At 64.4% G+C, this 17,994-nt stretch carries 12 protein-coding genes and 1 pseudogene; 6 read left to right on the forward strand and 7 right to left on the reverse strand.

Going from position 1 to position 17,994, the window contains the following annotated elements:
* Together VNW74_RS13345 and VNW74_RS13350 are read right to left on the reverse strand one after the other, a co-directional pair.
* On the reverse strand, positions 1 to 3,578 hold a 3,578-nt coding region (locus tag VNW74_RS13345), incomplete at its 3' end, for a type I polyketide synthase (protein ID WP_325677514.1).
* Positions 3,579 to 3,925: 347 nt separating this feature from the next.
* Positions 3,926 to 4,270, reverse strand: coding sequence for a hypothetical protein (locus VNW74_RS13350; RefSeq protein WP_325677516.1), 345 nt, complete (start codon positions 4,268 to 4,270; stop codon positions 3,926 to 3,928).
* A 151-nt stretch (positions 4,271 to 4,421) separates the two neighbouring features.
* Between VNW74_RS13350 and rbpA the strand changes: the two genes are divergently transcribed.
* On the forward strand, positions 4,422 to 4,760 hold the full coding sequence (gene rbpA / locus VNW74_RS13355; protein ID WP_325677518.1) for an RNA polymerase-binding protein RbpA: 339 nt from the start codon (positions 4,422 to 4,424) through the stop codon (positions 4,758 to 4,760).
* Positions 4,761 to 4,778: 18 nt separating this feature from the next.
* Here rbpA and lnt read toward each other — a convergent pair.
* The 3 genes and pseudogenes from lnt to VNW74_RS13375 all read right to left on the reverse strand — a co-directional run bounded on the left by lnt (position 4,779) and on the right by VNW74_RS13375 (position 9,831).
* A pseudogene (gene lnt / locus VNW74_RS13365) lies at positions 4,779 to 7,387 on the reverse strand (apolipoprotein N-acyltransferase).
* A 292-nt stretch (positions 7,388 to 7,679) separates the two neighbouring features.
* On the reverse strand, positions 7,680 to 9,293 hold the full coding sequence (locus tag VNW74_RS13370; RefSeq protein ID WP_325677524.1) for an amidohydrolase: 1,614 nt from the start codon (positions 9,291 to 9,293) through the stop codon (positions 7,680 to 7,682).
* 28 nt (positions 9,294 to 9,321) lie between these two features.
* Complete coding sequence (locus VNW74_RS13375) at positions 9,322 to 9,831, reverse strand: FxsA family protein (RefSeq protein WP_325677526.1); 510 nt, start codon at positions 9,829 to 9,831, stop codon at positions 9,322 to 9,324.
* Positions 9,832 to 9,898: 67 nt separating this feature from the next.
* Between VNW74_RS13375 and VNW74_RS13380 the strand changes: the two genes are divergently transcribed.
* The 3 genes from VNW74_RS13380 to VNW74_RS13390 all read left to right on the forward strand — a co-directional run bounded on the left by VNW74_RS13380 (position 9,899) and on the right by VNW74_RS13390 (position 12,883).
* Positions 9,899 to 10,597, forward strand: a complete 699-nt coding sequence (locus VNW74_RS13380) for a dienelactone hydrolase family protein (protein WP_325677589.1) — start codon at positions 9,899 to 9,901, stop codon at positions 10,595 to 10,597.
* 191 nt (positions 10,598 to 10,788) lie between these two features.
* Positions 10,789 to 11,646: a S8 family peptidase gene (locus VNW74_RS13385; RefSeq protein ID WP_325677528.1), complete on the forward strand. Its 858-nt coding sequence runs from the start codon at positions 10,789 to 10,791 to the stop codon at positions 11,644 to 11,646.
* A 298-nt stretch (positions 11,647 to 11,944) separates the two neighbouring features.
* The gene (locus tag VNW74_RS13390; protein ID WP_325677530.1) at positions 11,945 to 12,883 is read left to right on the forward strand and encodes a hypothetical protein; all 939 of its coding nucleotides are present in this window, start codon (positions 11,945 to 11,947) and stop codon (positions 12,881 to 12,883) included.
* A 718-nt stretch (positions 12,884 to 13,601) separates the two neighbouring features.
* Here VNW74_RS13390 and VNW74_RS13395 read toward each other — a convergent pair.
* Positions 13,602 to 16,220 (reverse strand): helix-turn-helix transcriptional regulator, encoded by a 2,619-nt coding sequence (locus VNW74_RS13395; protein ID WP_414686678.1) that lies wholly within the window; start codon positions 16,218 to 16,220, stop codon positions 13,602 to 13,604.
* A 206-nt stretch (positions 16,221 to 16,426) separates the two neighbouring features.
* Between VNW74_RS13395 and VNW74_RS13400 the strand changes: the two genes are divergently transcribed.
* On the forward strand, positions 16,427 to 16,774 hold the full coding sequence (locus VNW74_RS13400) for a hypothetical protein (protein ID WP_325677532.1): 348 nt from the start codon (positions 16,427 to 16,429) through the stop codon (positions 16,772 to 16,774).
* Positions 16,775 to 16,789: 15 nt separating this feature from the next.
* Positions 16,790 to 17,509: a hypothetical protein gene (locus VNW74_RS13405; RefSeq protein WP_325677534.1), complete on the forward strand. Its 720-nt coding sequence runs from the start codon at positions 16,790 to 16,792 to the stop codon at positions 17,507 to 17,509.
* Positions 17,510 to 17,525: 16 nt separating this feature from the next.
* Here the strand turns inward: VNW74_RS13405 and VNW74_RS13410 are convergent, their stop codons facing one another.
* Positions 17,526 to 17,909, reverse strand: a complete 384-nt coding sequence (locus VNW74_RS13410) for a PPOX class F420-dependent oxidoreductase (protein ID WP_325677536.1) — start codon at positions 17,907 to 17,909, stop codon at positions 17,526 to 17,528.
* Between the last annotated feature and the right edge of the window lie 85 nt (positions 17,910 to 17,994).

The raw sequence follows: 17,994 nt of genomic DNA on the forward strand, positions 1-17,994 counted from the left end.
GACACCGGACGAGCCACCATCGACGCCACCGACAACACCGGCAACCCCAACCCGTCGGCCAACTCCACCGACACCGACGACGGACCCGACGGCGCAATCCGCGCCCGCACCGCCGACGCCCCCGCCGCATGCAACGACACGCCCTGCCAAGAGAACGGCAAGGCAACCTCGGCCGCGTCGTGGGCCATCACCGCCGCGTGCAGCGCCGCATCCAATAGCACCGGATGCACACCGAATCCGCCTACGCCCCCAGCCGCCTCCGGCAGCGTAACCTCGGCGAAAAGCTCGTCGCCGCGACGCCACAGCGTGGTCAACCCTTGAAACGCCGGGCCATAGTCATACCCGCGCGCGGCCAACCGCTGGTAACCATCAGCCAGATCGACCGGAGCCGCGCCTTCGGGCGGCCATACCGACAAATCCGCGCCCGGCTCAATCGATTTCGGACCCAACTGCCCGGCGGCGTGGCAGGTCCAACCCGAGTCGGAATTGGCATCGGCGCGGGAGTACACGGACACGTCGCGCTGGCCGGATTCGTCGGCTGGTCCCACGACCACCTGCACCGCAACCGGACCCGAAGCCGGCAGCATCAACGGCGACTGCAACGTCAGTTCGTCGACGGCCGAGCAGCCGACTTCGTCGCCGGCGCGGATCGCCAGCTCGACAAATCCGGCACCCGGGAACACCACCAGGCCGTCAACGGCGTGGTCGCCCAACCATCCCTGCGATGCCGGCGAGAGCCGACCAGTCAGCACCACCCCACCCGTGTCCGGCAGCTCCACCACCGCACCCAGCAACGCGTGTTCACTGGCGCCCAACCCCAGGCCCGCGGCGTCGAGAGCAGCGCCGTCACCGGAGAGCCAGAACCGCCGCCGCTCAAAGGCATACGTCGGCAACTCGACATATTCAGCCCCGGGCAGCACCGCACGCCAATCGACGCCCACGCCCGACACGAAGGCCTGCGCGGCCGAGGTGAGGAACCGCCGGATGCCACCGTCGTCTCGGCCAAGGGTGGGAATGACGATCGGTTCGGCACCGCTGTCGACGCAGTCGTTGAAGGTGTCCTCGATACCGGCAATCAGTGCGGGATGCGGGCTGCATTCGATGAAGGTGCGGTAGCCCTGTTGGCATGCGCCGCGCACGGCCTGGTCGAATTGCACGGTTTGGCGAATGTTGCGATACCAGTAGTCGGCGTCCAACCCTGCGGTGTCCAGCAGACCGCCGGTGAGCGTGGAAAAGAACGCGGCGCGCGAGGCACCTGGCTCGAGGCCGGAAAGGACGTCGGCAAGCTGCTCCTGGATGCCCTCGACGTCAACGGAGTGTGAGGCGTAGTCGACGTCGATCTTGCGGGCACGGAGCTCAATTTCGGCGCATTGTTGCACCAGCTCGTCGAGTGCGGGGACATCACCGGACACCACAACGGCGGAGTGTCCATTGATCGCGGCGATGCTGATCTTTTCCCCGAAGGGAGCCAACAACTCTCGAGCTCGCTCGGGACCGCACGCCAGCGATACCATGCCGCCGCGTCCGGCCAGCGCCAGCAGCAGTTTGCTGCGCAGTGTCACCACCCGCGCGGCGTCGCGCAGCGAGAGCGCCCCCGCGACGTAGGCGGCGGCGATTTCGCCTTGAGAATGGCCGATCACGGCGTCGGGACGTACGCCGATCGATCGCCACAATTCGGCGAGCGAGACCATCACCGCGAACAGCACCGGTTGGACCACGTCGACGCGGTCCAGACCCGGCGCACCCGGCGCGCCGCGCAGCACGTCGATCAGTGACCAGTCGACGAATTCGGTGAATGCCTCCGCGCATGCGTTGATCTGATCAGCGAAAACCGGTGCAGTGTCAAGTAATTCAACGCCCATGCCGAGCCATTGGGAGCCTTGGCCGGGGAAGACGAACACGGTCTTGCCCGCCGGGGCGCTGTGCCCGCAGACCACCGAACCACCCGGCAGCCCATCAGCAAACTCAGCCAACCCTGCCAGCAAATCCTCACGGTCGGCACCAAGCACCACCGCCCGATGCTCAAACGTCGAGCGCCCCGCCAACGACCAGCCCACATCAACGGCGTCCAACTGCTCACGGGCAGCCAAGAATTCACCCAACCGCGATGCCTGAGCCGAAAGCGCCCCCGCGCTCTTCGCCGAAACCACCCACGGCACGATCGGCGGCTGGGCCGCCCGCTCCGATGCCACCTCGACGGCTGGGGGCGCCTCGATAATCACATGCGCATTGGTGCCACTGATCCCAAACGACGACACCCCCGCACGACGACCCCGACCATTGGCCGACTCGGCCTTCCATGGCTGCGGTTCGGCCAATAATTCCACCGACCCCGCCGACCAATCCACATGCGGAGAAGGCGCGTCCACATGCAGTGTTGCCGGCAACGTCTCATGGCGCATCGCCTGCACCATCTTGATCACCCCGGCCACCCCCGCCGCGGCCTGGGTGTGACCCATGTTCGACTTGATCGACCCCAACCACAGCGGCGCGCTACGGTCCTGCCCATAGGTCGCCAACAACGCCTGCGCCTCAATCGGATCACCCAACGTGGTGCCCGTGCCGTGGCCCTCCACCACATCGACCTCGGCGGCCGAAAGTCCGGCATTGGCCAGCGCCGCGCGCACCACCCGCTGCTGCGACGGACCATTCGGCGCGGTCAACCCATTCGACGCCCCGTCCTGATTGACCGCCGAACCCCGGACGACCGCCAACACCGGATGCCCCAACCGCTGCGCATCCGAGAGCCGCTCCACCACCAGCATCGCGCCGCCCTCGGACCAGCCGACACCGTCGGCAGCCGAAGAAAAGGGCTTGCACCGGCCATCCGGCGACAAGCCGCGGTGCCGGCTGAATTCGACGAACACGGTTGGCGTGGCGTTGACGGTCGCACCGCCGGCCAGCGCCAGGTCGCACTCCCCCGACCGCAACGACTGCACCGCCATATGCAGGGCCACCAGCGACGAGGAGCACGCGGTATCCACCGACACCGCGGGGCCCTCCAACCCCAGCACATACGCCACCCGGCCGGTGGCCACACTGGACGTCATGCCGGTCAGTCGGTAGCCCTCGATCTCCTCGGCGAGCATGCCGTAGCCCTGAGCGATGATTCCGGCGAATACACCGGTGGCGCTCCCCCGCAACGTGGTCGGGTCAACCCCCGCCCGCTCCAACGCCTCCCACGACAACTCCAACAGCATCCGGTGCTGCGGATCGGTCGCCAGCGCCTCGGATGGCCCCACGCCAAAGAACGCTGCGTCAAAACCCGCGACATCGTCGACGAACCCACCGGCACGCGCATAGCACTTGTGCGGCGCGTCGGGATCCGCGTCGAATAAGCCGGCCAGATCCCAGCCGCGGTCGTTCGGGAATTCCGACATCACGTCGCGGCGCTGGGCCACCATGTCCCACAGGCCCTCGGGGGAATCCACTCCACCGGGGAAGCGGCATGCCATCCCGACGATCGCGATCGGCTCGCTCGACCGCTCCAGCAGCGCACGGTTCTTACGCTTGAGGCGCTCGACCTGGACCAGCGCTTTCCGCAATGCTTCAGTCGCATGCTGAAGTTGGTCAGCCATGTCGTTACCCCTCGCCTAACGTCGGTCGTCGCCGAATCCGGAATGCGGCCCTGAGCGCAGGAGCCGGGTCAAGCGCGGCACGAACGACCAGAACGGCTTCGTACCTGCTCTTCGACCGGAGAACATCGTTGGCGTGGGTGGCCAACTTCGACAGGGTTCCCAATACTTCCGATACTCCCGGCTTCGTACCCGGAGAAGTCGCGCTACGCGCCGACTTGCTCACCCGATTCGTGGCCTGGGTCCGCAGCCAATTCCGGCGTTGTCCAGCGATCCATGGCGAGACTGTACCCGTCAACGGTCAGCCGGGGTTAAGCGCGTGGTAACCCGGCTTTCGCCGGTCTACGCGGTCAGCGCCAGCCGTCGGCGGCCGCGGCGGCTCGTACCAGCGCATCGCACAGTTCGCGCAGTTCGGTTGCCTCGGCTCCTTCGTCCAGCGCCGTCGCAACATCTTCCGCCGCGCATCGCACCTGATAGACGCGGTCGGACAGGTCAGCGGCTTCGTCAGCGGACAGCACCACCGCGTCCGGGGGCAAAGATGCACCTTGCCCGCCGTTGATCGAGGTCCGCTGCTCGTAGGCCCGCTGCCGACACGATTGCCTGCAGTACTGGCGGCGACGGCCCATACCGCTATCGCGGGACAGGATGGCACGTCCGCACCAACGGCACGGCTGCGGGCGGACGCGACGTGTCACGCGGCCGACTTTAGTCGGGGTTAGACCGGGATCCCGGTATCATGGACCGTCGAGTCGCATGGGCCCGGGAAAATCCTGGGAACTCTGCGGACCGCCCTGGCGTTGATCAAAGCGCTAGCTGCTGAGAAGACGTTAAGAGGAGTGGGTACCAATGGCTGATCGTGTCCTAAGAGGCAGTCGCCTTGGAGCCGTAAGTTACGAGACCGACCGCAATCACGACTTGGCGCCACGCCAGATCGCGCGTTATCGCACCGAAAACGGCGAGGAGTTCGACGTACCGTTTGCGGACGACGCCGAGATCCCCGGCACGTGGCTGTGCCGCAACGGTATGGAAGGCACCCTGATCGAGGGTGACCTGCCGGAGCCCAAAAAGGTGAAGCCGCCCCGCACGCACTGGGACATGCTGCTCGAGCGCCGCTCCGTTGAGGAGCTCGACGAATTGCTCAAGGAGCGTCTGGACTTGATCAGGACGCGCCGTCGCGGCAGCTGATCACAGCGCCCGACAAGCTCACTTGGTGACCGAGACCGCGCGGTTGCGGTTGCGGCGCCCGTCGATCCCCCACTGAGCGACTTTAACCAGCGCTTCGCGGATGTTGGATCCGCTCATCTTGGATACTCCGAGCTCACGCTCGGTGAACGTGATCGGCACCTCGGCGACCACGAAGCCGCTGTTGATGGCGCGCCAGGTCAGATCGATCTGGAAGCAGTAACCCTTCGAGTCGATGGCGTCCAGGTCGATCTTTTGCAGAACTTCCCGACGGTAGGCGCGGTAGCCGGCGGTGATGTCATGTATGCCAATGCCCAGTGCCAACCGCGCATACGTGTTGGCCGTCCAGGACAGCGCCCAGCGCCGCCACGGCCAGTTCTGTACGTCCCCGCCGTCGACGTAGCGCGAACCGATGGCCAAGTCGGCTCCGGCATCGACCGCGTCCAGCAGTAGATGCAGCTGTTCGGGCGCGTGACTACCGTCGGCGTCCATCTCCACCAGCGTCGAGTAGTTCCGACTCAGCCCCCAGGCGAAGCCCGCCAGGTATGCCGCACCCAGACCATCCTTGACGGTGCGGTGCATGACATGGATCCGGTCGGGGTCGGCCGAGGCCAGCTCTTCGGCGAGCTGTCCGGTGCCGTCCGGGCTGTTGTCGTCGACGACCAGCACGTGCACGTCAGGACGGGCGTGTTGGAGGCGCTGGAGGATCAGCGGGAGGTTCTCCCGCTCGTTATAGGTGGGGATGATCACCAGGGTGCGCTGGGTGGGGCGATCGCCCGCAACCCGCGACACCGGATCGCCGGTGGTCATGTTTCTCCTTTTTCTTTCCGCTGGTCAAGTATGGAGGCTGAGTGTCGGCCGCCCCCGTCGAGAGCGGCGTCATCGACAAGCTCGGGGTCGGCTACTGTGTCGTCTACGTCGTTTTCGTCGGCTACTTCATCGTCGCCGAGCGGCTCGTCGTCGGATTTCTCCTTCGCTGCGCTGACGTTCTTCGCCAGCTCCGACAGACGACGGTTTATATCCGTGAACCATCCATTGTGCAGCATTGCCGCGAGAAGGACCGCGACAGCGGCCACGACCAGGCTTCCCTGCACGATCGGGCCCCATTCGGCTGCCGGCGTCAGCGTTGTTTTGCGGCGCACCTGGTTGTCCAGGTAGGCCGGCTCGAAGAACCTCGTCCGGCCCAGCTCGCGGCCATCGGGCGTCACCAGGGCGGAGATTCCCACGTTGCTGGCTACGACGGCGTAGCGGTCGAGCTCCACCGCGCGAACCTTCGAGAAGGCCAGCTGCTGCTCACTCATGGTCTGGTTGAAGTTGGCGTTGTTGGCGGGCACCGCGAGCAGCTCAGCGCCGTTGCGGACCGAGTCGCGCAGCGCGCGGTCGAATATCACTTCCCAGCAGGTTGCGACCCCAACCGGAACACCCGCGGCACGCACTACCCCGGTTCCGTTGCCCGGGACGATATAGCCCGCCAAGTCGGTGAGCCCGGACAGATGGCGGAAGAAACCACGCCAAGGCAGGTATTCCCCGAACGGCTGCACGATCCGCTTGTCGTGGCGGTCGCCCGGTCCCGTCTTCGGATTCCAGACGATCACCGTGTTGGTCTGCGCCGGGGCGTCCGGCGCCCGGCCCGCGACGTCGAGCACCGTACCGACCAGAATCGGCGCGCCGATCGCCTCGACGGCCAGCACGATCTGCTGCGCCGCGTCCGGGTTGGTCAGCGGATCGACTTCCGAGGCGTCCTCGGGCCACACGACGAAGTCGGGTTGGGGCGCACGACCGGCGTGCACGTCGTCGGCCAGGTGGCGGGTCTCCCGGACGTCGTTGCCCAGCACCGCAAGACGTTGCGCGTTGAACTCCAGGCCGAGCCGGGGCACGTTGCCCTGGACCACTGCGGCGCTGACGACGGGTTCGTTCCCCGAGCCGGTGCCGGAATGGCGTACTTGCGGCCAGATCGCCGCCGTGGCGAAAAACACCAGGCAGATGCAGATCGCCGGCAGCACCACCGCTGGCGGCCGGTCAACGGTGTGCGGCTGGCGGGACGCCAGCCACGACCCGATCTCCAACGCGATCGCGGTGGCGCTGCAACCGACCAACACGATCGCCAACGACAGCAGCGGAACGCTGCCGAGCCGGACCAACGGCAGAAATGGGCCATCGGTCTGGCCGGCGGCCACCACGCCCCAGGGGAATCCGCCGAATGGGACCGTGCACTTCAACCATTCCTGGGCGGCCCACAACACCGCGAACCAGATCGGCCAGCCGGGAAGCTGCCGCACCACGACGGCCAGCAGACCGAAAATCCCCGGAAACAGCGCGCATACCAGCACCAGCGCCACCAGGGGTACGACGCCCACCAGGATGCTGACCCAGTGGATCAACGGCAGGTAGAACGCCAAGCCGAACAGGAAGCCGTAGCCAAAGCCGCCCAACGGTGTGGTGGCCGGGCGGGTCAGCACCCAGGCCAGCACCGCGAACGCGATGACGGCGGCCCACCACCAGTTGAACCCGGGATAGCTCGAACAGAGCAGCAAACCGGCAAGGCTTGCCGCGCCGAGGCGCGTCAGGCGCGGCCGCAAGGCCCTGGCGAACTGCGGTAGCCGCTTTCGCAGCTCGTTGCCGAGCCAGATCAGCAGCGCAGCGCTCAGCTGGAGCAGTCGCTGCCCTACATCGGCCCCGACTTCACGGGCGCGATTGCCGAACCTCGCAAGCCGATCATCGCCGTGCTCTGGCTCGCGGTCGGTGCCGCCGTCCTGCGGCTCGAGGCCGGTTTCGAGCTCGGCGTGCTGATCGTCCTGATCGTTTTGATCGTGGTCGTCATCGTTTTGCACGGGGATTTCGCCGGTGGCGTCGTCGTCGACCACCGGAATGACCTCGGTGTCCTCGCCGGGCCGCATCCAGCGGTCGAACCGCCTGATGCCCCTAGCCATGGATGACTGTGCCCCTGTGCACGGTTTGCCGACAACGGGGCAACGTGTTGGTCGGGCCCAGACGCGGCAGTCCGGGCACCCGCGACCGCGGATCGGTAGACCACCGCCGGACGGCGTCGCTCGGCGCGCTGGCTTCGAGTTCGCTGTGGCCGGCGACGTCCCAGACGGCGTAGGACGCCGGCGCGCCAGGGACCAAGGTGCCCATCAGCCCGTCCTTCACACCGCCGGCCCGCCAGCCGCCGCGGGTCGCCGCGGCGAAGGCCGCTCGCACCGACACCGCGCTGCCCGGTGTGTGGTGGTTGGCGGCTGCGCGAACGGTCGCCCATGGGTCGAGGCCGGTAACCGGGGCGTCGGATCCGAACGCGAGGGCCACGCCTTGGGATGCTAACAGCGCAAACGGGTTGAGAGCCGCTGCTCGGTCGACTCCGAGACGACGGGCGTACATGCCGCGCTGGCCGCCCCAGAGTGCGTCGAAATTGGGCTGCATGCTGGCGATGACACCCCACGCCCCCAGCTTGGCTGCCTGATCTGCGGTGACCATCTCCAGGTGCTCCAAGCGGTGCCCGCAGCGGGCCACCGCGGCCACGCCGAGTTTTTCGACGACGCCCTCAAAAGCGGCGACGACAGCCGCGACGCCGGCGTCGCCGATGACGTGGAAACCCGCCGTCACGCCGGCCTGGGTACACGCTTTCACATGGGCGGTGACGACCTCTGGATCCACGTAGCAGGTCCCGACCCGGTCCGGGGCATCGGCATAGGGCTCGTGCAGCCAGGCGGTGCGTGAGCCCAGGGCGCCGTCGACGAAGAGGTCACCGGCCAGCCCGGCTGCACCGGTGTCCTCGACGAGCGCACGTGCCTGCGCGGCGCTGGTCACCGCCTCGCCCCAGTACCCGGTGACCTGGACGCCGTGGTTGACGGCACACAGTTGCCGCCAGTCGTCGAGCCCGCCGATCTCGGGGCCGGCGCATTCGTGTACCGCGACGATCCCGCTGGCGGCGGCGGCGTCCAGTGCGGCCAGACGCGCTTCGGCGCGCTGGACATCCGTCAACAGGTCGCGCGCGGCGGCGCGGACCAGGTGATGGGCGTCGCCGACCAAGGGTTGCTGTTCGGCGAATCCGGTCGCCGACGGGAGTCCCGCCACCCGCTCGCGCAGACCGGTCGAGGCCAGCGCCGAGTGCACATCGACGCGGGCCAGGTAGGCGGGCCGGCCACCCAACACCGCGTCTAGGTCCGCGGTGCTCGGCGCGGCATCCTCCGGCCACGAGGATTCGTCCCAACCGTGACCCCAGACCGGCTGCCCGGGGTGGGCGGCCGCATAGCCGCCGATCAGCTGGAGGCAATGCCGACGCGACGTCGAGGCCCGCAAATCGAGTCCGGTCAGCGTCAGACCGGTGGCGGTCAGATGGATGTGGCTGTCGACAAAGCCGGGCGCGACGAAGCCACCGTCGAGATCGATCACCTCGGCACCCTGGAACTGGCCTCGACCAACGTCGTCGCTGCCCAGCCACACCACGACACCGTCGCGGACCGCCATCGCGGTCGCGTCGGGATGGGTCGGGCTGTGAACCCGGCCGTGCATCAACAGCGTCGTGGGGACCTGACTCACGCAGCAAACCTACGGGGCGGGGATGGTTTTACTCAGGCCGTCCCGGCAAGGCCGGCGGGTCGACCACCGTGACACCAGCGGCATCGGTGACGTCGATCACCTCGCCGTCGATGTAATCCGGCCGGGATCGGGGCGCCGAGGCGTATCGATCCGCGCCGACAGTAGTGACGGTGATCAGCGGCGCGCGTCGACCGATGCCGCGGACAGCCATGGCCGTCAGCGCCGGGCGGGCCGCCGCCCGCGTCGGTGGAAACAGCAGCAACAGCCCGGCGGTGGTGGTGACCAAGCCGGGAACCACCACAAGCACGGTGCCCAGCGCGATCAACACGCCGTCGGTGGCCGGCTGTGACTGCCCGGTGTTCAGGCCGGACCGCAGCCGCGTGAGCTGGCGCTTTAGTTGCGAACCCGCCAAGGCCAGGCCGCCGGCAAACGCGGCCAGTAACACCAAGAGAGTCCAGCCCAGCCCGATCGTCGACGCCAGCGCCACCACCACGGCGAGCTCGACGACGACGTAGACCAGAAACAGTCGCGACACCATGAGACGCCAACGTCGTGGGCGCCCGCTCAAGTTCCGCGAGTCGCTGCCGCACGGTTAGATGGCTGACGTGACGACCATCGAGATCGATACCCCGGCCGGCCCCATCGATGCGCTGCTCGATATTCCCGAGGGCCAAGGGCCCTGGCCGGGCGTGGTGGTTATTCACGACGCGATCGGCTACGGATCGGACAAAGAGTCGATCAACGCCCGGATCGCCCGAGCCGGATATGTCGCGCTGACCCCGAACTTGTTCGCCCGCGGCGGCTGGGCAAGGTGCGTCATCAAAGTCATGCGCGATCTCTCGAGCAAGCGGGGGCCCGCACTCGATGACGTGCTGGCCGCCCGCGACCACCTGCAAGCCCTGCCACAATGCACCGGCCGAGTCGGCGTCGCGGGGTTCTGCATGGGGGGCCAGTTCGCGTTAGTCATGTCGCCCAAGGGCTTCAGCGCCTCGGCACCGTTCTACGGCACTCCGCTGCCGCGCGAGCTCAACGAAACCCTGGACGGGGCATGCCCGGTAGTGGCCAGCTTCGGCGCCCGTGACCTGGGCGGCAAAGGGGCGCCCGAAAAACTCCAGCAGGTTCTCGACCAAAAAGGCATCACCAACGACGTCAAGGTCTACCCGCACGCCGGCCACAGCTTCGCCAACAAGCTTCCCGCGCAGCCACTGCTGCGGATCGCCGGATTCGGCTACGACCAGGCCGCCACCGAGGACGCGTGGGCGCGGGTCTTCACGTTCTTCGGCGAACACCTGCGAAACAGCTAGCCTGCCGGGCCGGTTCACCGACGCCGCCTGCCGCCGTACCGTCACAAGACGCGAATTCTCGCGGCTCCCCTTCGATTATTGAGGTATGCGGTTACTCTATCCCGCCGGTTCGGGGCGGCGGGATAGTCAACCTGTCACCGCCGTAACACAGGCGGTGTGGAGGCCTGGACCACGAGTCACCCTAGGATCCCATGCTGCCTTTAGATTTGGTCAATCTCACACCGCTGATGGCGCGTTCGGCGGGGGCACCCGAGGTCCGCATCGGCCTAATCGACGGCCCTGTCGCAAACAACTCCATACTCGACCGAAAGAACACAATCGACGTCAGCACTTATCCGGCGTCCCGCGAAAAGCAAGGAAGCGTCGCGATTCACGGCACATTTATCGCGGGGATCCTAGCTGCAGAACGTGGGTTTTCCGCGCCTGCCATCTGCCCCGGATGCACACTCGTTATACGGCCCATCTTCGATGACAAAGACGCGGAGTCGTGCGTAATCCCGCAAACCACTCCCGAAGAACTCGCTGAGGCCATGACCGAATGCATGCAGCATAACGCGAAGATTATCAACCTGAGCGCTGCTCTCACCAAATTCGGCGACCGCCAGGATCGCATGATTAAACAAGTTCTTGACGCAGGGGCCAAGAAGGGTGTGGTGGTCGTGGCAGCCGGTGGCAATCAGGGAGGAGTCGTGAGCTCTGTAATAACTCGACATCATTCAGTAATACCCGTGGTGGCATGTGATCAGCGGGGACGGCCGACACCAGAATCGAACCTTGCGTCCTCAATTGGGCTCGGCGGACTGATGGCACCTGGAAGGGGAATCGTAAGTATATCGCCGTCGGGCAAGCAAATTAGCCTGGCAGGGACAAGTGTTGCAGTCCCATTCGTCACCGGTGCGATCGCGCTGCTGTGGTCAGTATTCCGGCACGCGCGGCCCGAAGAGATCAAGTTCGCACTAACTTCCGCCACGTCACATCGCCGCACATCAATTCTGCCACCAATCCTCGATGCCGAAGCATCCTATAAATACCTCTTGCAAAGCGCTTGAGCATTGCCTCAAACGACAAAAGAAGGGAGCGGTTATGACGGTCAGTTCTTCGGAGAATGAGCGGAAGGAGAATCGTGAGAGCAAGCCAAAACACCGTCTGAGATTGCCAGGACTGCTCAGCGACGACGATATCGGACTGGGAGATGTAGTTAAGAAGACAACCTACGCCCTAGGCATTAAACCATGCTCCGGCTGCGAGAAGCGTGCGCAAATACTCAATCGGTGGGTTACATTCACAGGGCGGCCGTCTAGATGAATGTTATCCCCACTCTTTCGTGAATCAACGCAAGGAAGTGAAGTGACGGATAAAAGCACGGCAACGACTCTCGACGAAAGCCCAGACGGTCATGAGTCTCAGTATTTAGCGATTGCTAGCGGCAACCGCGGATGTGGTTGCACTTCTCATACAACTGATCCCGCAGAGCTCCCGGCGGATATTCTTGCTGCAAATGACCGTCCGCAGAGTTTATCGTACGTGTACGCCATCGGACGCGTGGACCCGCGCTTTCCTAGCATCTCAGTTGAGAAAGAATTTGTGCAGGTATGTGCGCATATCGATTCCTCCGGTATGAGCGATCGACAGCTGTACTTTAATGTCCTTTCAAAGCGCGAATATCGATACCTTGCCCGACAACTTTGTTGGGTCTTTGCCGTGCAGGGACTCGACACCTACATAATCATGCCCCGCGATCTAACCGATTTCGATATTTTGATTGAAGCGATTCGAGAGGTTCCAGGATCCCAGGACACAGATGTCGCTATCGGTACGCTTGGCCCGATTGCACCGCCCCAGATGTGCAACGGTCTGACACTTCCCATCGTCGTATTCGACCAACTCTATTCTTTCAGCCGAGATGCCCTTATCAAAGCAATCCCCGTGCCAGAGGGATCTACGGAAAAACAGTTTCGACCCGTTGCTGAGGAAGTGTTTGAGAGGCTTACTCTTATACGCGATAACACGGGGTCGACACCGCCACATCGGGCACTAAATTATCTAGCGATGCGGTATCCGGCGATTTACTCAAAAACTGCGCAACAGTTTTCTTTAGATTATTCGCTGAGCAGCGTGGAGGTACGCGAATCACCCATTAATGGAGGCCGGGCTCTTGTTGACGTGATTTTCGGGTACGTCCACCGCAAATTTGGCACGACCGAACAATATTTCGTGAGGGTAGATGTCACGGATGAATTTCCATTCCTTGCCAAGAAACTATCGCCGTTTTACGACCGTACCTAAATCTTCGAGGATGAGCAATGATTCCACGTTTCAGTGCAGAGGCGGCTCTATTTCCGACGCGAAATCGGTACGGGTCTACGCCGGCGATTGACGGCGCCGGGCAGTCGGTAGTTCTCGCCAGGCACCCGACTACTACCAACGCATCGTGCAACACGTGCCTCGGCAGCTGCGCGAGAAGCTTGGGTATCTGCAGCGCACTTGCTGCAGCACCGTTGGCCGGCTGCATATTCCTACCCGCATGTCCGGCCGCCATTGCCATTGCCGCGGCAGCGCAGGCAACATGCAATCTAACCAGCTGGGGATGCATAACGGATTGCGCCATCAGCGATGACTGTTGCCCGAACTCCTGTGGTATTCCCAATCCCTTTTCGCCGGGCGACAATTGTTGCGACAAGGGTGAGAGTTGCGTGGCGATCGACGATCCGAATGCACGGCAGGGGTGTTGCCCTCGTGGCCAAATTGTTTGTTCGGGAAAATGCTGTGAAAAAGATGAATTTTGTTGCAATGGCGCATGCTGCCCTGGCAATATGTTCTGCATCGATGGGGCGTGTACGTATCCGTCATTTGGCCCGTATACGCCATCTCCGCCCGATCCCGTGAGGCCACCGGTAGGACCGCAAGGAACTTGCCCGTCAGGTTATTTCCGATGCAGAGATGAGTGTTGTTCGTCAGATATGAATTGCTGCGGGTATGGCTGCCAATATGGCCACTGCATAAACTAGCCGTTGCTCGAGGTCGGTAACCGCGCCCCGCTGACCAGGTGGATGAGCTGATCGCGGCGTTCGATCCCGAGTTTGGCGAAAGTTCGGTACAAATGCCCATCCACGGTTCGCACCGATACAAACAACCGATCAGCGATCTGACGGTTGGACAAACCACCCGCGACAAGCATCGCGACTTCGCGTTCGCGATCGGTGATCGGCAGGGGCCGTGCCCCGGCATTAACTGCCGGCGTTCGTATTTCGCATTTGCTGGCCAGCCAATCCGCTCGGGTCGACGCCGCCACCTCCTTGCCGTGGTTGCCCGTGCGCGCGTGCATGCGCGCTGCTTGCGCTGTCGCGTCGGCAGCAAGGCCCAACGCGCCCATCTCGGCGAACTGATCAGCCGCGGCGTCGAGCAAAGCGCCGTCATGGACGACCAGCCCACGCGCATGCGCAGCAACCGTCGCCGACATGGGTGTGTCGAGGGTTTTTGCCAGCTGCTGCAGCCGTCCGGCGTGCGCAGGATCGCCGAACCGGACGGTTGTGTGCAGAGCACGCATCTCCACCGCGTGCATCCCGGACCGACGTGCGATCTGCGCGGCACGCGCAGCATGCATTCGAGCGGTCGAGGTCTGGCCGGCGGCCGCCCGCTCCCAGGCCCGGGCAAGTTCGAGTTCAGGCAAGAACAGGGCGGCCTGCGGTCCATAGGCTTCTTCCGACCTGCGGAGCGCGGCAGCGGCCGCCTTGGCGTTTCCACGGCGGCCCTCGACCTGTGCGGACCATGCGGCTACCAGCATCAACCAGCCCGACGGGAAACCGCGTGACATTGCCGAGATCGAGTCCTGGAGCGCAATACAGGCAGCTGGCAGCGCACCGCGAGCGAGCTCCACAAGCCCGAGCATCGCGTGCACGAGTGCATCCGCCTCATGTGCACCTGCAGCCATCGCGGCGTAGCGTTGCCAAGCCCGCTCGGCCGCGGACAGGTCACCGACCGCCGTCAACGCCGTGACCTCGGCCAACCCAATGACAAAAGGCACGACTCCCGGTTGAGCAAGCGAAGCCGCTCGCAGTCCCCGATCAGCTGTGTGGTGAAGTTCGCCGAACTGCCCAGACAGCGCCAGCGCCCAACACGTCGACGCGGCGGCCCACACCGTCGCCAACGGCGGCACATCCGACGCAAACAGCGTAAGCCCCGCCTCGATGGCGTTGGAAAGGTCGCCGGAGAAGCACGCAATGGTCGCCTCGGCCGCTGTGATGAGGCCGACCATCGGCTCGGAATCGACACGATCCTTAATGCCGGCGAGTAGCCGCTGTGCCTGCTCCGTCTGCCCGCAACCAAAGAACAGGTTTAGCGCGCGCTGACAGCCCCACCGCGCGATTACAAACTCATCGGCACCCTCGAGGTCGCACTCGCCTAGGACGGCCTCGACCTCGTCGCCGCGCCCCTGCCAACTCATCGCGTCGGCAAGCAGGATCGCGGCCGGCAGTCCACCGCCGCGGTCGAACGCAAAGCGCGACAGCTCTTCGCCTTCACCAATATCCGACATTGCCATTGCGTTTGCCGCCGCATCGATGATCACATCGAGGTCCGGCGGCAGGTCGCTGCGCATCATGAACTGTGCCAGCCGGATCTGACCTCGCACATCGGGCAGCCGTGACCGTCGTCCCTCCAGCGCGTGCTGCCGAAGAGCTTGCGCCAGCCGGCCATTGAGTTGCCGTGTGCGCACCACTCCCGCGAGTCGGAGTGCCGCTTCGCCGATGAGGGGATGATTGAGCTGGGCCACCAGGGCGGATCCGTCGGCAACCAATTGGATCAAGCCGCGCTGCTCGAGTCGTGCCGCCGCGTCGGCGTCGCAAAGTCCGCGCAGGATCTCCCAGTCCAGCAACTCCCCAGCCGCCAACAGCTCTACTGCTTCCAACTCTTCTGGAGCAAGGGACCGCAGTCGAAACTCCAAAAGGTCGTAGAGTTCTCGGTCCGGGTGCAGTGGGCCTCGGAGTTGCCAGCCGTCTTCGGTGTGAACCAGGACCCCATTTTCCCGGCCTGCGCTCAGCAAGCCACGCAACAGCAGCAGATTTCCACCGCTACGGCCGTGTAACTCGTCGACCAGTCGGGGCGCCACTACACCGCCGAGCACACGACGGGCGAGTTCGCCGGTCTGCTCGCCGGTGAGCGGGTCAATATGCAAAGTGAGCAACAGCCGCTCTTTGCACAGCGAGGCCACCGCGTCCGGTACGGGTTCTCCCGACCGGATTGCCACGACTAATCGCGCACTGCCGTTGGCCGCCAGCTGATGAACCAATGTGGCCGACAATGGGTCGAGCAACTGAGCGTCATCGACGACGACGAGGTCGCCCTCCTGCTCCAGAGTCTTATGGGCGGCGGCGAGCATCGCGGCGGGCCCATGTGCTCCGTTGACAGTCACCGACCGAGAGAAGGCCCCGAGTGGCACGGCATAACCCGTTTGAGTGCCCAACACGAACCGCACCGTCCGCCCACGGGACTCGACAGCCTGGGCGAGGGCGCGAGCCAGTGTCGATTTGCCAACGCCGCTGTCACCGACCAGCGCGACGCCGTGACACTCCGTGGTGCCGTCGAGTGCCGCCAACGCGCGACGAAACTCGTCGTCGCGAGCCACTATCGGCCAGCTCGGCCGGCTTTCGGTTTGCACCCGACAGACCTCCCGGGATGTCGACGGCCGCCACCGCTCCACCATCGTTTACGCAAAATGTGCTCTGGAAGAGTCACCTTATGCCAGAAAAGTAGACGATAGGTACCAGATGTGGACAACTCATCTATGTTTCGTATTGTGATGGCCCCGATTGCGGCACTATTGTCCCCACCATGGAGGACGTCGACAGGGATCCGGCGGTCGTCATCATGTACCTGGTGGGTCGCCGGCTGAGTTCCACCGAAATCTACCAGGCGTTCGGCTTGAGTCGGTCGGGCTACACCAAAGCGTGGCACGAAGGTCGCCTGATCACGGCTGACAACGTCATACGGGTGGCGAAGCACTTCGACCTGAACCCCATTGGGCTATTGACCCGCTTCAATCTGGTTGCCGCTGAGGCGGTGAGTGACTTTGTAGGCTCGGAGCCCAATTTTGGACGGAGCACAACTCACACGGAGGTGGTGACCGGCCCCACCAAGCTCCGGAATGCCGATCCGCGTACCGACGTTCCGGCCCTTTAGACGGTTTGCATCAAGATGATCGCCGCCGCCACCATAGCCGCCGTCATAATTACGGGCTACTGCGTATGGGTGCGGCGTGACGCATGGAATTGTCGCTGGGAGCTGGGTAGCAGCATCACCGCGGCGTCAATGTTCGCCTGCGTCCTCCTGATGAATCCCGCGCTGTCCCTTACATTGTCCGCACCCTTACACGATCTCACCGGGCTGTGGAACATCGAGGACCTGCTGGGCCACCTAGCCTATCTGGCCGGGCTCGTCACACTCGCCCAGACGCTGGCGAAGCGAACCAATCTTGATGACCCGGAACGGTTCTTGCGCCGCCGCCTGGAGGCCCCTATCGCGATCGCGCTGCCGCTGCTTATCGGGCTATTCATCGTTGGCACACCCGGGAAGCATTGGCCGGATCTTTTCCGGGCTCCGGTAACCGGGTGGATGACTCTTTATTGGCTGGCGCTATGCACCAGCGCAACTTATCTATTAATCCCTGTCTTGAGACTGCTGTGGGTGGTGCGGCGCGACCCACGCTCGACCGTCACCGCCAACATCTACATCGCCGCCATCACCATCGACTTGGGTTGTCTTAGCTCCGTTGTAGCTTCACGCGTGATAGCTGGCTATCCGGCCGCAGTCACGTGGACGCTGCTGTGCACGGCCGCCTGTGGCTACGCCATCGCTCCCGCATATTCATGGCACATCAAGACGCGCACGACACCGTGGCGCGCGCCCTTGACGTAAGTGCAGCCATGCGCCGCTACTCGGCCGAGCGAAGTTCCAGACCGACGTTGTTCTGCATGCCGCCGCGCAGCTTGCTGACAAGGTTGAACACCCGACCGATGAGGCCGTACTCCCGGCCGATCGCGTCGTAAACGGCGCCAGTGTGCGATTTGTCGAGGATCGCCGCGGTCGCCTCGATGGCATCGCTTTTCGCGCGGCCGCGGATATCGCAGACGGCCAACGTCACCCGCGCGGTGTTGCGGATCCGCTTCACCTTCCAAGCCTTCTCCTCGCTGATGACCAGCAAGCGGTCACCGTCGGGAGCGGCCCAGACCGGAGTCGGCTTGGGCCGGCCGTCCTTGGTGAAAGTGGTCAGCAGGACGTACTGCGCCTTGGCGACGTCGGCGAAAGTCGGTGACACAGCGCAACCCTACCCCGGTGAACAAACTCGACGTTGACATCCTCCGCCGTTAAGTGAAAATATCGTTTTCACTTAAGTGCTCGTC

This window comes from Mycobacterium sp., assembly GCF_035570115.1.
In the GTDB taxonomy this organism is placed as follows: domain Bacteria; phylum Actinomycetota; class Actinomycetes; order Mycobacteriales; family Mycobacteriaceae; genus Mycobacterium.

What these genes read in the sequence shown, in the direction of transcription:
- rbpA (WP_325677518.1), top strand. Translation starts at nt 4,422, where the DNA reads ATGGCTGATCGTGTCCTAAGAGGCAGTCGCCTTGGAGCCGTAAGTTAC.
- VNW74_RS13375 (WP_325677526.1), bottom strand. Translation starts at nt 9,831, where the DNA reads ATGGTGTCGCGACTGTTTCTGGTCTACGTCGTCGTCGAGCTCGCCGTG.
- VNW74_RS13385 (WP_325677528.1), top strand. Translation starts at nt 10,789, where the DNA reads ATGCTGCCTTTAGATTTGGTCAATCTCACACCGCTGATGGCGCGTTCG.
- VNW74_RS13400 (WP_325677532.1), top strand. Translation starts at nt 16,427, where the DNA reads ATGGAGGACGTCGACAGGGATCCGGCGGTCGTCATCATGTACCTGGTG.
- VNW74_RS13405 (WP_325677534.1), top strand. Translation starts at nt 16,790, where the DNA reads ATGATCGCCGCCGCCACCATAGCCGCCGTCATAATTACGGGCTACTGC.